The sequence below is a fragment of the Ruminococcus sp. RTP21484sp1_RTP21277st1_D2_RTP21277_210401 genome (genome assembly GCF_040924225.1).
GTDB lineage: Bacteria > Bacillota > Clostridia > Lachnospirales > Lachnospiraceae > Blautia_A > Blautia_A faecis.
The window spans coordinates 112,227-127,429 of sequence record NZ_JBCOMJ010000010.1; the positions used below are offsets into that span (position 1 = coordinate 112,227).

Below are 15,203 nucleotides of genomic sequence, written 5' to 3' on the forward strand. Positions count from 1 at the left end.
CAATTCTGTTTTATCTATTATAAGATAGAGAAAGTCACAGACCAGATAGTGCTTAAAGCGTGAGATGTGGATGAAACGCGCAGCAGGAACAGGTTTGTGAAGGTTGCTGTGAGTGACAGACCCAGCAACATGTGAAGAAGGGCAGAGGTGGCAGAGATTGATTAAAGATAATCAGAAGAACTTCAGTCGGCTCCATGTCGTTATAGATGCCTGTGTAATTACGTTATCTTATATGTTTGCCTGGGCGCTGAGATTTATCGGACCTTTTGCAGCAAATGCAGTCCGGGCCAGAAGCTTCCAGCAGTATATGTCTGCACTGGTATTTATTCTGCCGGCGTATATTCTGCTGTATCATGCGTTTTCGCTGTATGAACCAATGCGTATGCAGGGAAGACGTCTTGTGCTGTCTAATATTGTGAAAGCCAATTCTCTTGGTATTCTGATCACTACATTTATTTTGTATACCATTGAAGAAGGCGATATTTCCCGTTCCGTACTGTATATGTTTTACGGAATCTGCATTGTGGCAAGCTGGGGAGCAAGAATGTTCATTTTCTACAGCCTGCGCAAAATGCGAAAGAAAGGACTGAACCAGAAACAGGTAGTACTGGTTGGGTACAGCCGGGCAGCAGAAGAGTATATTGACCGCATTCAGCAGAATCCTCAGTGGGGATATGTGGTAAGAGGCATTCTGGATGACAATATTACTGCAGGTACCATGTATAAAGGCGTCAAGGTGATCGGAAGAATTGCCAATCTAAACGTGATCCTGCCGGAGAACAGGCTTGACGAGATTGCGATTACACTGGGATTAAGTGAATATTACCGACTGGAGGAGATTGTAGCGCTTTGTGAGAAATCAGGAGTGCATACAAAATTTATTCCGGATTATAATAAGATTATTCCTACGAAACCATATACAGAGGATATTCTGGGACTTCCGGTGATCAATATCCGGTATGTTCCTCTTAGTAATACTTTTAATGCCATGATAAAAAGAATAATGGATATCTGTGGCTCCATTATTGGAATCATTGTGGCGTCGCCGATCATGCTGGTACTATGTGCGCTGATAAAGCTCACTTCTCCTGGACCGCTGATCTACCGTCAGGAACGTGTGGGTCTCCATAATCAGACTTTCTGGATGTATAAATTCCGTTCTATGGAGATTCAGCCGGAGGCAGAGGAGAAGAAAGCCTGGACAGTAAAAAATGATCCCAGGGTTACAGCAATCGGCAGATTTATGCGAAGAACCAGCCTTGATGAACTTCCCCAGCTTTTTAATATTTTAAAGGGAGATATGAGTCTGGTAGGGCCAAGACCTGAGAGACCATTTTTTGTGGAAAAGTTCCGTGAAGAGATTCCGAGATATATGGTGAAGCACCAGGTAAGACCCGGGCTGACCGGATGGGCACAGGTAAACGGATACAGAGGTGACACTTCCATCCGCAAGAGGATTGAGTGTGATCTTTACTATATCGAGAACTGGACTGTAGGGCTTGATATCAAGATAATGTTTATGACGATCTTTAAAGGATTCATTAATAAGAATGCGTATTGAGAAAGGAAAGAAAAATGGCAAGACCTGGTAGAAAAAAGAGGACTGCTTTGTTTATTGTGGAAATTATCTGTCTTTTGCTGTTTATTGGCGGATTGTATGTATATGGACAGATTGATTCCAGATTGAACAAGATTGAGACACCTCAGCTGGATGAGAGCAAGATTGTTACGAATGTGACAGCACCACAGATGTCTGGCTATACAACTTATGCACTTTTCGGAATCGACCAGCGTTCCAAGAATGCTGCGCTTGATGCACAGAACAGTGATACCATTATCATTGCAAGTATTAATAATGATACCAAAGAGGTGAAGCTTGCTTCCGTATATCGTGATACTCTTCTGGATATTGGAAATGATACTTATACCAAGGCAAATGCTGCTTACGCATATGGTGGTCCGGAACAGGCCATTTCCATGCTGAATACCATGCTTGACCTGAAAATTACGGATTACGTAACTGTTAATTTTAATGCAATGGTAGCTGCAATAGATGCACTTGGCGGTCTTGATATTCCTCTTTCCTATGCGGAAATGGTGTTTATGAATGACTATTGTATAGAAACTTCCCAGGAGACCGGCAAAAGCTACACGCCAGTAGAACTGCCGGATCCCAAGCCGGAGAACGAGGAGGAAATCCTTGGAACATACCATCTGAATGGTGTACAGTCAGTTTCTTACTGTCGTATCCGTTACACTGCAAGCATGGATATGGGACGTACTGAGCGTCAGCGCCGTGTGATCGGAATGATGGTTGACAAAGCAAAGGCAGCAGGAATTACCACCATTTTCAATATTATGGACGAGGTATTTCCTATGATTTCCACATCCATCACGAAGACTGAGATTCTGAACCTGATTCCGACGCTGATGGGGTATAACATTGCAGATACTACCGGTTTCCCAGCCAAGTACAAATTTGCGGATGTGAAGAAGGCCAGCATGGTTGTTGCAGACACGCTGGAGGATAATGTAAAGGAACTTCATAAGTTTCTGTATGGTGCTGATGAGAATTACCAGCCGTCACAGAACATCGTGGAGGCGAATGCCCGGATCATTGAGCTTGTAGGCGGTGCAGATACCTTGGTTGACCAGTCTCCGATTGCAAGTAATGAAGCAGGAAATTCTTCTGATATTGTATGGCAGGGTGACGGAAGCGGAAACTATGATTACAACGATTATGGTGGAAGCGATTACGACAATAGCTATGATAACAGCTACGACAACAGCTATGATAACAGCTACGACAATAGCTATGACAGCGGAAACGACTATAGTGGAGACGATAGCGGCGATTATAGCGATGGCAGTTATGACAGTGGAAGTGATTCTGGAAGCAGTTACGATAATGGAGGAGACTACAGCGGCGGAGATTATAGTGGAGACAGCTCCGGCGATGGCGGTTTCGAAGATGGAAGCGGATATTGATCAGTAGATAAATATTCCATGATTGAAAATTTAAAGGGACCATCCGAAAGGAAGTGGTCCCTTTTTCGCGAAAAGGATGTGCGCTCTGCCAGCATTGTTACCATATTGCGAAAGTATATTTATTCGTGCAGAACCTGAAAGAGGAGAGATACTATGGAAACAGTTGACGTAATTATTCCTGCATACCGTCCGGGAAAAGAATTTGAGAAGTTGTTGGATTCTCTTTCCACACAGAATTATCCAGTGGAAAAAATTCTTGTTATGAATACAGAAGAGAAATTCTGGAACACGGCCTGGGAGAAAAAATTTCCAAAAGTGGACGTGGTACATTTAAAAAAGGCGGATTTTGACCACGGTGGAACCAGATGCCGGGGAGCAAGACTGTCTGATTCAGATATTATGGTATTTATGACTCAGGATGCAGTTCCGGCAGACAGAAATCTGATTGGAAATCTGATCCGTCCACTGCAGGAAAATTCCAAAGTTGGAGCTGCCTACGCAAGACAGCTGGCTCGGGAGGACTGTGCTTACCTGGAAAAATACACCAGAAGATTTAATTATCCGGAAACTTCTTCTATAAAATGGGAAAAAGATACTGGCATATATGGAATAAAAACTTATTTTTGCTCCAATGTGTGTGCAGCTTATAAGAAAAGTATTTATGAGGAAATTGGCGGTTTTGTAAAAAAAGCTATTTTTAATGAAGACATGATCTATGCAGGAACTATGGCAAAGCGGGGATATGGAATTGCCTATGCTGCAGATGCCTGTGTGATCCATTCACACAATTATTCATGCAGACAGCAGTTTCACCGGAATTTTGATCTGGGTGTTTCCCAGGCAGATCATCCGGAGATTTTTGAGGGAGTACCATCAGAGGGAGAGGGACTTCGCCTTGTGAAAAAGAGCCTGGCTTATCTTATAAAAACAGGGCATATCTGGCTGGTTCCCAAGCTGGCAGGGCAAAGTGGCTTCAAATATATGGGATATTTTCTTGGAAAAAGATATAAAAAGCTGCCGAAAAAGGTGATTTTGTTTTGTACTATGAACCGTGAATATTGGAAAAACGAGTAACTGTTCAGTGTTTTTACAGTTATGCACTTCGTGAATAGGGACTGTGGCTATGAAAGGTGACACTTTTTTTCGTGTCACCTTTTCTTAATGAATCTATCACATTTTCAACACAATTGCTTGCTAAACTTGTATCATAAATAAAAGAAAATGTTACAGAATGCTGCAGATTCCAACGTGAACAGCAGCACTGTTTATGAACATAGAAGGGAGCAGAAAATGAGTGATGAATGGAATTGGGGACAGGAGCCAGAGAAAACGGATGGCAGCTCCCAACAGCCAGAGAATACAGATGAATCCGGATCGGCTGCATCGGATCAGACAGCGGCCCCCGAAGATGAATTGAATGAAAATGTAACTTATCATTACAGATATACCAGCAGCAGAAATTCAGATGGTGCAGGAAGCACAGACAATGGAAATTATTACGCTTCCAGCAATAATTCAGATACTTCCGGAAATTCATCCAAAGACAGCGGTTTTGAGTCCCAATCTTCGGAACCCAGATATGCGCATTATCAGGTTGATGAACAGGAGAAGAAGCCTGAGGAAAAAAAGAAAGGAAGACATCACAGACTTCATAATGATAAGGCAGCATCTTCCGGTTTGGGAAGGAAAGCAGGAAATACTATTACGCTGGCTGTGATTTTTGGTCTGGTGGCAGGTCTGGTATTTCAGGCAGTGAATATGGTGTCGGATAAATATTTTAAGAAAGAAACTCAGACTGCAGTAGGGTCTGCAGAGACACTTACTTCTTCAGCATCTGCCAGTACCACGGCAGAAGAAAGCACAGATGCAGGCGAAGGCATCAATGCAGAAATCGTAGCAAATGAAAAAGGTCCCGTTGCAGGGGTTGCCCAGGCTGCAATGCCCTCAGTCGTGGCAATCACTTCAGTAAGCATGCAGGAAATTCGCAGCTTTTTCGGCTATGGAATGGAATATCCCAGTACAGGAAGCGGTTCTGGTATTATTGTCGGAGAGAATGATGATGAACTTCTCATTGCTACCAACAATCATGTAGTGGAGGGCGCTACTACACTGAGTGTCTGCTTTATCGGAAGTGATGTGGTAAGTGCAGAACAGGAAACTGAGAATTATATAAATGGAAATGGAGACTTGAATATTGATGGTGCAGTTTCCGCAAAGATAAAAGGAACTGACGAGGATACAGACCTTGCGGTGATTGCAGTTGAAAAAAGTGACATTCCGGAAGAAACCATGAGCCAGATTAAAATTGCCCAGCTTGGCAATTCGGATGATCTTGCTGTTGGTGAGCAGGTGGTTGCCATTGGTAATGCACTTGGTTATGGTCAGACTGTAACATCTGGCTGGGTAAGTGCCCTGGATCGCACTGTTCAGTCCGATTCCAATACTTATGAGGAGCTGATCCAGACAGATGCAGCAATCAATCCTGGCAACAGTGGTGGTGCCCTTTTAAATATGCAGGGAGAATTGATTGGAATTAACTGTGCCAAAATTGCATCAAGCAGTATAGAGGGAACCGGATATGCCATTCCGATTTCCAAGGCACAGCCCATTCTGGAAGAACTTATGAATCGTAAGACAAGGGATAAAGTTTCAGATGAGTCACAGATTGGCTATCTGGGAGTTAAATTCGCCGATCTTTCCAGAGAAGCAATCCAGATGTATAATATGCCATCTGGTGCATTTGTTATGGATGTGTATCCGGGAGAGGCAGCAGATAATGCCGGAATCCAGAAAAGCGATATTATTACCAAGCTGGATGGCCAGAAGGTTTCAAGTAAGGCTGATATCAACGATAAGCTTCAGTATTATTCAGCTGGTGAAGAAATCGAAATTGAGGTGGCACGGTTAAATAACGGAGAGTATGAGGAATCGACAGTAACTGTTACATTGAGTGCAAGACCGGATGGTAATCAGTAATATGCAAGGGGAGCTGATAAGGCTCCCCTTTTCACATTTTATAAAAAGTTAATTTCTAAATCAGAGAAAAGTATGGTACAATAAGAAAACAAAAATGATTTTTACATAAGATAGGAAAGACTGCTGGTCAGCCTGATAACAGCAGCAGGAAAGGAAATAATTATATGACTGAACATTTTGACGATGAAAAAGACGAAATCATCGATGGCGATATAACAGAGAAGAACGATGATCACGAAGATGACAGCGATTATGAGAAATTCTGTTTTCTCTGTCATCGTCCGGAGAGCCAGGCAGGCAAAATGATCGAGCTTCCTAACAATATACATATCTGTAATGATTGTATGCAGAAAAGCTTTGACACCATGACCCAGCAGATGAATAACGGACTGAATCTGAACGATCTTCTTAATATGCCTAATGTGAGTATGATCAATCTGGGCAGTATTCAGGATGCAATTCCCCGTCCGAAGAAAGTAAAGAAGAAAAAAGAAGATGCCAGGCCAGAGATTGATCTTAAGAAGATCCCGGCACCACATAAGATCAAGGCAAGCCTTGACGAATATGTAATTGGTCAGGAGAGAGCCAAGAAAGTAATGTCTGTTGCTGTCTATAATCATTATAAGCGTGTGGCTACAGACACTATGGATGAGATTGAGATAGAGAAGTCCAATATGCTGATGATCGGACCTACCGGATGTGGAAAGACCTACCTGGTAAAAACTCTTGCCAGACTTCTGGACGTGCCGCTGGCTATTGCAGATGCTACTTCTCTTACAGAGGCAGGCTATATTGGTGACGATATTGAGAGTGTGATCTCCAAGCTTCTTGCTGCAGCAGATAATGATGTGGAGAAAGCAGAGCATGGGATTGTCTTTATTGATGAGATTGACAAGCTGGCCAAGAAAAAGAACACCAATCAGCGTGATGTAAGCGGTGAAGCGGTTCAGCAGGGACTTTTGAAGCTTCTGGAGGGAAGCGAGGTAGAGGTGCCGGTCGGAGCCAACAGCAAAAATGCCATGGTTCCTATGGTAACGGTAAATACCAGAAATATTCTGTTTATCTGTGGAGGGGCATTCCCGGATCTGGAGAATATTATCAAGGAGAGACTGAATAAGCAGGCATCTATCGGCTTTTACGCAGACCTGAAGGACAAATATGACAATGATCCACATATTCTGGAGAAGGTAACAGTAGATGATATCCGTGCATTTGGCATGATTCCGGAATTTATAGGACGTCTGCCGATTATATATACACTGGACGGACTGAATGAGGATATGTTAGTGCAGATCCTGAAGGAACCGAAGAATGCAATTTTGAAACAGTATCAGAAGCTCCTTGCCCTGGATGAGGTGAAGCTGGATTATGAGGAGGATGCGCTTCACGCGATTGCGGCCAAGGCACTGGAGAAGCATACTGGAGCCAGAGGTCTTCGCGCCATTCTGGAGGAATATATGCTGGATATCATGTATGAGATTCCGAAAGATGACAGTATTGGACAGGTGATCATTACCAGAGAATATATTGAAGGTACAGGCGGTCCGAGAATCCTGCTTCGCGGACAGGAAATTCCCCTGATCGGGATGGCTCAGTAGACAGGGAAACAGGTGTTTCATCACTTTGCAACTGTTCAGGAGACAGCTTTTAGCCGTAAAAGTACTAAATAGTTACAACACTTTTTATATGTAAAGGAGATGGTATTATGGCACGCGATTTTTTTGACGAGTTAAGTGACACAATTACAAGGACAACCAAGGATCTTGGAAAAAAAGCCGGTCAGCTTTATGAGGCGCAGAAGATCAGAAGCAAGATTTCCAGTGAAGAGCAGATGGTACAGAAACTGAAAGCAGACATTGGAAATGTGATCTTTGAAAAGTACAAAGAAGGTGCAGAAGTAGAAGAAGCTCTTAAAGGGTTCTGCGAAGAGATTGAGCAGCATCTGGATATTATTGACGGATATAAGGATGCAGCAGCGGAGATGAAGGGACGGAAAATCTGTCCGGCATGTGGAAAAGCTGTAGACAGAAGTGTCTCCTTTTGTCCATACTGTGGCTCTGTATGCCCGACTCCGGAACCAGAGAAAGCTGAGGGCGATGTGGTGGACACTGAGACTGCAGAACCTGTAGAAGAGACAGAAGAGAAGCAGGCAGAGAATGAGGCAGGTGCAGAGGAAGAAAAGGCCTCAACAGAAGCTGAGAAAAGTGGTCAGGATTTTCCTGGTAAATAAGGAGGCTGCATGTATGCTTTCGCTAACAATTGCCGGCGGAATCTTTCTGCTGGATTATAAGATAAAAGAACATATTGACAGTACCCGCCTTCAGGGAAGCAAAGAAGAAGTGCTGGGAGGCAGACTGCTCCTTCGGAACTGTCACAATAAAGATAAGATTCTTGGTAAGGTAAAAATCGGCAGGGAGAATTGTCAGGAGCTTGCAGCAGCCGGTATGGGCTGTGTGGCAGGAGAATACTGGCACCAGCTTCTCCACGGCGGAAATAAGCTTAGCAGAGCCGGTCTTGCCATGATCCTGGGTGGTGGAATGTCCAACTACACAGACCGTCGAAATAAAGGATATGTTACAGATTATGTGAGCCTGAATGTGAAGAACAAAGAAATTCGTAAGATCGTATTTAATCTGTCTGACGTATGTATTGCTGCAGGTACCATTCTGTGGGCAGCAGGAAATTTATTTTCATATAGGAAAAAATAATCTGAGACAGAAAACAAAAGACACCTGGCACAGTGCGCTAGGTGTCTTTTGTTTTTCTGGAGAGCAGTGAGGGAGGATAAGGCTGCTTTGTATCTGTGCGTTCCAGCAGATAATCTACACTTACATTATAGAAGTCTGCAATTTTGCATAAGACATCAGGAGGAATGATTCTTTCCCCTCGTTCATAACGTGAGTAGGTACGCTGGATCACATTGAGATAGTGAGCCATGTATTTCTGTGTCAGATCATGATCTTCCCGCAGCTCTCTGATTCTTTTGTACGTCATATTTCATTTCTCTGGTGTAAAAGTATAAATAGTATCAGCCGTCAGCCACAGGTGGATAACGGTTGATTTCATTATAAATTGCGGTTCCCCTGGAATAGGTAAAAAGACCAAAATGGACTAAGAACAAATCTCTGTCGGAATCCTAAAGGATACAAAAATATATTTTTTAAATTTTTCAAATTTTTTTGAAAATTAGTGTTGACATTTGACTGAATGTGTTGTATTATAATCAAGCAGTCGCGAGAGAGCGATTGAAACATAAGAAATGCAGGAGTGGCGGAATTGGCAGACGCGCAGGCTTCAGGTGCCTGTGGTCGCAAGATCGTGTGGGTTCAAGTCCCATCTCCTGCATTATTTTTTTTCTTTTGTTACGAATGCCAGAGTTGCGTATAAGGTTGGCTGTGAGGCACAGGATGTCTCTTTTATTCAGACTCGGATCCAGTAGCTTTTTTCTGTTGTGCAATTTTTTTTAGCACAACAGAATTTTTTTTTGCTCATATTTTGTTGAAAAAAGCATTTTGCTATGATACAATCTTGAAGATTTAGGATAAAATAAGAAAGAAAATGACATAAGAAAGGGAGATTGTATGAAAGCATTTCTGATATTAGAAGATGGCCATGTATTTACAGGAACCAGCATTGGTTCTGCAAGGGAAGTCATCAGTGAGATTGTTTTTAATACTTCCATGACCGGTTATCTGGAAGTAATGACAGACCCGTCTTACGCAGGACAGGCGGTATGCATGACCTATCCATTAATAGGAAATTATGGAATCTGTTATGATGACCAGGAATCCACCAGACCGTGGATCGACGCATTTATCGTACGTGAATTATCCCGTGTTCCAAGCAATTTCAGAAGCGTTGACACCATTCAGCATTTCTTGACCAAGCATGATATTCCTGGAATCGCAGGAATCGACACCAGAGCTCTTACCAAGATCCTCCGTGAGAAAGGTACCATGAACGGTATGATCACAGTGGATGAAAATTATGACTTAAACGCAATTCTCCCCAAGTTAAAAGCATATACAACTGGTAAAGTAGTGGAAAAAGTAACCTGCCGTGAGAAAGAAATCCTTCCTGGAAATGGTCCGAAGGTTGCACTTATGGATTTTGGTGCAAAGCGCAACATTGCCTGTTCCCTGAATAAGCGCGGATGTCAGGTAACTATTTACCCGGCTCTTACACCGGCAGAGGAGATCCTTGGAGATCATCCAGACGGAATCATGCTCAGCAATGGCCCTGGAGACCCGAAAGAATGCACTTCTATTATTAAAGAAGTAAAGAAACTTTACGATTCCGATGTTCCGATTTTTGCAATCTGTCTTGGACATCAGCTGATGGCACTTGCAACAGGCGGAGATACCTATAAGATGAAATATGGTCACCGCGGTGGAAACCATCCGGTAAAAGACCTTACAACAGGCAGAGTTTACATCTCTTCCCAGAATCATGGCTACGTAGTAGATGCCAAGGACCTTGAGGAGAAAAACATTGCTCATCCTGCATTTGTGAACGTAAATGACGGAACAAACGAAGGAATGGCATACGTTGGAAAGAATATTTTCACTGTACAGTTCCATCCGGAGGCATGCCCGGGACCGCAGGATTCCAGTTACCTGTTTGACAGATTTATGGATATGATGGGAGGAAATAAATAATGCCAAGAAATAAAGACATTAAAAAAGTACTTGTTATTGGTTCCGGTCCGATCATCATCGGCCAGGCAGCAGAGTTTGACTATGCAGGAACACAGGCCTGCCGTTCCCTGAAAGAAGAAGGTCTGGAGGTTGTTCTTCTGAACTCCAATCCGGCTACAATCATGACAGATAAAGATATTGCAGACCGTGTTTACATTGAGCCTCTTACCGTAGAAGTGGTAGAGCAGCTGATCCTGAAAGAGAAGCCAGACAGCGTTCTTCCTACCCTGGGCGGTCAGGCAGGTCTGAACCTTGCCATGGAGCTGGATGAGAAAGGCTTCCTGAAAGAACATAATGTAAGACTGATCGGTACTACAGCCCAGACCATTAAGAAAGCTGAGGATCGTCAGGAATTCAAAGATACCATGGAGAAAATCGGCGAGCCGGTTGCAGCCTCCAAGGTTGTTACCACAGTGGAGGATGGTCTTGCATTTACCAATACCATTGGCTATCCGGTTGTTCTTCGTCCTGCTTACACACTTGGCGGAAGCGGCGGCGGAATTGCACACAATGAATACGAGCTTCGTGAGATCCTGGAGAATGGTCTTCGTCTTTCCCGTGTTGGAGAGGTTCTGGTAGAGCGCTGTATCGCAGGCTGGAAAGAAATCGAGTATGAGGTAATGCGTGACAGTGCAGGAAACTGCATCACTGTCTGCAATATGGAGAACATTGACCCGGTTGGTGTCCACACAGGAGACTCCATCGTAGTTGCTCCGTCCCAGACTCTTGGAGACAAAGAGTACCAGATGCTCCGTACCTCTGCTCTGAACATTATCACAGAGCTTGGAATTACAGGCGGATGTAACGTTCAGTACGCACTGAAACCAGACAGCTTCGAATACTGTGTTATCGAGGTTAACCCTCGTGTAAGCCGTTCCTCTGCACTTGCAAGTAAGGCAACTGGTTACCCGATCGCGAAGGTTGCAGCGAAGATCGCACTTGGATATACACTGGATGAGATCCCGAATGCCATCACTGGAAAAACATACGCAAGTTTCGAGCCGATGCTTGACTACTGTGTTGTTAAGATCCCGAGACTTCCATTTGATAAATTTATCACAGCTAAGAGAACCCTTACCACTCAGATGAAAGCTACCGGTGAGGTTATGAGTATCTGCCATAACTTTGAGGGTGCTCTTATGAAAGCAATCCGTTCCTTGGAGCAGCATGTTGACAGTCTGATGTCTTACGATTTTACACAGCTTACAGATGAGGAACTGCTGGATGAGCTGGCAATCGTGGACGACCGCAGAATCTGGAAGATTGCAGAAGCAATCCGCCGTGGTATGCCGCAGTCCATGCTTCATGACATTACCCAGATCGACATCTGGTTCATTGACAAGCTGGCAATCCTTGTTGGAATGGAAAATGCCCTGAAAACCAGAAAACTTACCAAAGAGCTTCTTCTGGAAGCAAAACGCATGGAATTCCCGGACTACATTATCGCCCGTCTTACAGGCAAAACAGAAGAGGAAATCAAAGCTTTCCGTGCAGAGACTGGTATCAAAGCCGCTTACAAGATGGTTGATACCTGTGCCGCAGAGTTTGCTGCTGCCACTCCGTATTACTATTCTGTATATGGCGATGAAGGAACAGAGAATGAAGCAATTGCCACACCGGATAAGAAAAAGATCCTGGTACTTGGCTCCGGCCCGATCCGTATTGGACAGGGTATTGAGTTTGACTTCTGCTCTGTACACTGTACCTGGGCTTTTGCAAAAGAAGGATATGAAACTATCATTATCAACAACAACCCAGAGACAGTTAGTACAGACTTTGATATTGCAGATAAACTGTATTTCGAGCCTCTTACACCGGAAGATGTTGAGAATATTGTAAATATTGAGAAACCGGACGGAGCTGTTGTACAGTTCGGTGGACAGACCGCCATCAAGCTGACAGAAGCTCTTACAAAGATGGGTGTAAAGATCCTTGGAACCTCTGCTGAGAATGTAGACGCTGCTGAGGACCGTGAGCTGTTCGATGAAATCCTGGAGAAATGTCAGATTCCGAGACCGAAGGGACACACTGTATTTACCGCAGAAGAGGCGAAGAAAGCAGCAAATGAGCTGGGCTATCCGGTTCTGGTTCGTCCTTCCTACGTACTTGGCGGACAGGGCATGAGAATTGCTGTAAGCGATGAGGATGTGGAAGAGTACATTGGTGTGATCAACCAGATTGCACAGGAGCATCCGATTCTTGTTGACAAGTACCTGATGGGAAAAGAAATCGAGGTTGATGCCGTTTGCGATGGCGAGGACATTCTGATTCCTGGTATTATGGAGCACATTGAGCGTGCCGGAATCCACTCTGGTGACAGTATTTCCGTATATCCGGCAAGAACCATCAGCGAGAAAGCCAAAGAGACTATTGCAGAGTACACCAGACGTCTTGCAAGAGCACTTCATGTAGTGGGTATGATCAATATCCAGTTCATCGTTCTTGGGGATGATGTATATGTAATCGAGGTTAATCCACGTTCCAGCCGTACCGTACCTTACATCAGCAAAGTTACCGGAATCCCGATTGTACCGCTGGCAACCAAGGTAATCCTTGGATACAAACTGAAAGATATGGGCTATGAGCCTGGTCTTCAGCCAGAGGCAAAACACATTGCCATCAAGATGCCGGTATTCTCCTTCGAGAAGATCCGCGGCGCTGATATCAGCCTTGGACCGGAGATGAAATCTACCGGTGAGTGCCTTGGTATTGCAGAGACCTTCAATGAGGCTCTTTACAAAGCATTCCTTGGAGCTGGAATTCGTCTGCCGAAGTATAAGAACATGATCATGACTGTAAGACCGGAAGAGCAGGAGGACGCTGTACCGATCGCTAAGAGATTTGAGGCACTTGGATACCGCATCTATGCCACAAGAGGAACTGCCAATACTCTGAAAGAGCATGGTGTTAAGGTGATCCGTACCAACAAGCTGGAGCAGCCGGCACCGAACCTTATGGACTTGATCCTTGGTCATAAGATTGATGTGGTTATTGATATCCCATCCCAGGGTGTTGAGCATCAGAAGGATGGTTTCGTGATCAGACGTAATGCAATCGAGACAGGGGTAAATGTTCTCACCAGCCTTGATACTGCAGAAGCGCTTGTGACCAGTCTTGAAAATACAGATGCCAATTGCTTAAGCCTGATTGATATTGCAACTATTGCAAGACGCTAAAGGAAGAGTGTGCAGTCTGGGATTTTTGCGTTACTGTTTACTGGTAACATTCCGCGAGGTGTTTTTTGTGAACAAAGTTCACAGAAAACCCGAGAGTTGCGGCGCGAAATCATGCAAAGCATGATTTCTGTGCATCGCGAAGCGTGTTACTGTGAACGGAGTGAACAGTAACATTTTTGCAGTAAAAATTGTAGAAAAAAACAAAATACAAGTTTACGAAAAATACTTTCTGTAATATACTAAAGAGGACGGAGAAGTTTAAGTCTCCGTCCTCATTTTGTTAAAGTGGGTGCACATGGAGAGTGCATTCATAAGAAAGGGGTAGAAATGGATATTATCGAACTTTTAAAGGTAATTTTCCTTGGCATTGTGGAGGGAATTACAGAATGGCTTCCCATCAGCAGTACCGGTCATATGATCCTGGTAGATGAATTTCTTCATCTGGATGTTTCCAAAGAATTTATGGATGTATTTCTGGTAGTGATCCAGCTTGGAGCCATCCTTGCAGTTGTTGTTTTGTATTGGAATAAGCTGTGGCCTTTTTACATAAAGAAGCTTCCAAGAAGAACCCAGATGGCTATTGCGAAGAAGCCCAAATGGGCACAGGTGATCCTGAATTTTGTGGAGCGCTTCTGCGATAAAGAGAAATGGGTGCTGTGGTTTAAGATTGTGGTAGCATGTCTGCCGACCATTGTGATCGCACTTCCGTTTGATGATTTCATTGAAGAACATTTTAATAACTATGTGGTTGTTGCTATTGCGCTGATTGTTTACGGTGTTTTGTTTATTGTTGTGGAAAACTATAACAAAGGCAGAGAGCCGCAGTGCACAAGTCTGGAAGATTTGTCCTTTAAGACTGCTTTCCTGATCGGCTGTTTCCAGGTACTCTCTGTCATTCCTGGTACATCCAGATCTGGTTCTACCATCATCGGAGGAATCCTGGTGGGAACTTCCCGTACAGTTGCAGCTGAATTTACCTTCTTCCTTGGAATCCCGGTTATGTTCGGAGCCAGTCTTCTGAAGATTCTGAAATTTGGCTTTAGTTTTACTGGTACAGAGGTACTGATCCTGGTAGTCGGTATGGTGGTTGCATTTGTGGTTTCCATCCTTGCAATCAAGTTCCTGATGGGATATATCAAGAAGCATGATTTCAAAGCTTTTGGATGGTACCGAATCGTACTTGGTGCGTTGGTGCTGGTTTATTTTGTGGGTAAGACTTTACTGGCATAAATTACAAATAAGAAATTTCGGCGTCAGCCTGCAGGGGAAAATTTGCAGGTTGGCGTTTTTTGCTATTTAATGTGTTGGTCGTTATTCCGGACGCGATTTCACAATGTATATTCACCGCCGCGCGTCGCAACGTTCC

General features: G+C 43.9%; 11 protein-coding genes and 1 tRNA gene. 11 read left to right on the plus strand and 1 reads right to left on the minus strand.

The genetic code is table 11. The annotated features are described in order from the left end of the window. Nucleotides 1–157: 157 nt before the first annotated feature. The 7 genes from AB5706_RS08965 to AB5706_RS08995 all read left to right on the plus strand — a co-directional run bounded on the left by AB5706_RS08965 (nt 158) and on the right by AB5706_RS08995 (nt 8,672). On the plus strand, nt 158–1,561 hold the full coding sequence (locus AB5706_RS08965) for an undecaprenyl-phosphate glucose phosphotransferase (protein WP_173734901.1): 1,404 nt from the start codon (nt 158–160) through the stop codon (nt 1,559–1,561). A gap of 14 nt (nt 1,562–1,575) precedes the next feature. Further along, the gene (locus AB5706_RS08970; RefSeq protein WP_118579654.1) at nt 1,576–2,988 is read left to right on the plus strand and encodes an LCP family protein; all 1,413 of its coding nucleotides are present in this window, start codon (nt 1,576–1,578) and stop codon (nt 2,986–2,988) included. A 153-nt stretch (nt 2,989–3,141) separates the two neighbouring features. Then, the gene (locus AB5706_RS08975; protein ID WP_118579651.1) at nt 3,142–4,062 is read left to right on the plus strand and encodes a glycosyltransferase family 2 protein; all 921 of its coding nucleotides are present in this window, start codon (nt 3,142–3,144) and stop codon (nt 4,060–4,062) included. Between the two features lie 216 nt (nt 4,063–4,278). Then, complete coding sequence (locus AB5706_RS08980) at nt 4,279–5,964, plus strand: S1C family serine protease (protein ID WP_173734900.1); 1,686 nt, start codon at nt 4,279–4,281, stop codon at nt 5,962–5,964. Between the two features lie 164 nt (nt 5,965–6,128). Then, nucleotides 6,129–7,562: an ATP-dependent Clp protease ATP-binding subunit ClpX gene (gene clpX / locus AB5706_RS08985; RefSeq protein WP_118579648.1), complete on the plus strand. Its 1,434-nt coding sequence runs from the start codon at nt 6,129–6,131 to the stop codon at nt 7,560–7,562. A 107-nt stretch (nt 7,563–7,669) separates the two neighbouring features. After that, a complete protein-coding gene (locus tag AB5706_RS08990; protein WP_173734899.1) occupies nt 7,670–8,194 on the plus strand; it encodes a zinc ribbon domain-containing protein in 525 nt (174 codons plus the stop codon). Nucleotides 8,195–8,207: 13 nt separating this feature from the next. Then, a complete protein-coding gene (locus AB5706_RS08995) occupies nt 8,208–8,672 on the plus strand; it encodes a signal peptidase II (RefSeq protein ID WP_173734898.1) in 465 nt (154 codons plus the stop codon). A 37-nt stretch (nt 8,673–8,709) separates the two neighbouring features. Here the strand turns inward: AB5706_RS08995 and AB5706_RS09000 are convergent, their stop codons facing one another. Then, a complete protein-coding gene (locus AB5706_RS09000) occupies nt 8,710–8,958 on the minus strand; it encodes a helix-turn-helix domain-containing protein (protein ID WP_118579639.1) in 249 nt (82 codons plus the stop codon). 267 nt (nt 8,959–9,225) lie between these two features. Between AB5706_RS09000 and AB5706_RS09005 the strand changes: the two genes are divergently transcribed. The 4 genes from AB5706_RS09005 (at nt 9,226) to AB5706_RS09020 (ending at nt 15,067) form a co-directional block, all read left to right on the plus strand. Then, a tRNA-Leu gene (locus tag AB5706_RS09005) sits at nt 9,226–9,309 on the plus strand. Between the two features lie 236 nt (nt 9,310–9,545). Beyond that, nucleotides 9,546–10,622, plus strand: a complete 1,077-nt coding sequence (locus AB5706_RS09010) for a carbamoyl phosphate synthase small subunit (protein ID WP_173719469.1) — start codon at nt 9,546–9,548, stop codon at nt 10,620–10,622. Next, nucleotides 10,622–13,837 (plus strand): carbamoyl-phosphate synthase large subunit, encoded by a 3,216-nt coding sequence (gene carB, locus AB5706_RS09015; RefSeq protein ID WP_368365994.1) that lies wholly within the window; start codon nt 10,622–10,624, stop codon nt 13,835–13,837. Before AB5706_RS09010 ends, carB begins: the two co-directional genes overlap by 1 nt. Before the next feature lie 327 nt (nt 13,838–14,164). After that, nucleotides 14,165–15,067 carry an undecaprenyl-diphosphate phosphatase gene (locus tag AB5706_RS09020; RefSeq protein ID WP_173736706.1) on the plus strand — a complete coding sequence of 301 codons (903 nt, stop codon included), beginning with the start codon at nt 14,165–14,167 and terminating at the stop codon, nt 15,065–15,067. Nucleotides 15,068–15,203 lie beyond the last annotated feature (136 nt).

What these genes read in the sequence shown, in the direction of transcription:
- AB5706_RS08970 (WP_118579654.1), top strand. Translation starts at nt 1,576, where the DNA reads ATGGCAAGACCTGGTAGAAAAAAGAGGACTGCTTTGTTTATTGTGGAA.
- AB5706_RS08975 (WP_118579651.1), top strand. Translation starts at nt 3,142, where the DNA reads ATGGAAACAGTTGACGTAATTATTCCTGCATACCGTCCGGGAAAAGAA.
- AB5706_RS08980 (WP_173734900.1), top strand. Translation starts at nt 4,279, where the DNA reads ATGAGTGATGAATGGAATTGGGGACAGGAGCCAGAGAAAACGGATGGC.
- clpX (WP_118579648.1), top strand. Translation starts at nt 6,129, where the DNA reads ATGACTGAACATTTTGACGATGAAAAAGACGAAATCATCGATGGCGAT.
- AB5706_RS08990 (WP_173734899.1), top strand. Translation starts at nt 7,670, where the DNA reads ATGGCACGCGATTTTTTTGACGAGTTAAGTGACACAATTACAAGGACA.
- AB5706_RS08995 (WP_173734898.1), top strand. Translation starts at nt 8,208, where the DNA reads ATGCTTTCGCTAACAATTGCCGGCGGAATCTTTCTGCTGGATTATAAG.
- AB5706_RS09000 (WP_118579639.1), bottom strand. Translation starts at nt 8,958, where the DNA reads ATGACGTACAAAAGAATCAGAGAGCTGCGGGAAGATCATGATCTGACA.
- AB5706_RS09010 (WP_173719469.1), top strand. Translation starts at nt 9,546, where the DNA reads ATGAAAGCATTTCTGATATTAGAAGATGGCCATGTATTTACAGGAACC.
- carB (WP_368365994.1), top strand. Translation starts at nt 10,622, where the DNA reads ATGCCAAGAAATAAAGACATTAAAAAAGTACTTGTTATTGGTTCCGGT.
- AB5706_RS09020 (WP_173736706.1), top strand. Translation starts at nt 14,165, where the DNA reads ATGGATATTATCGAACTTTTAAAGGTAATTTTCCTTGGCATTGTGGAG.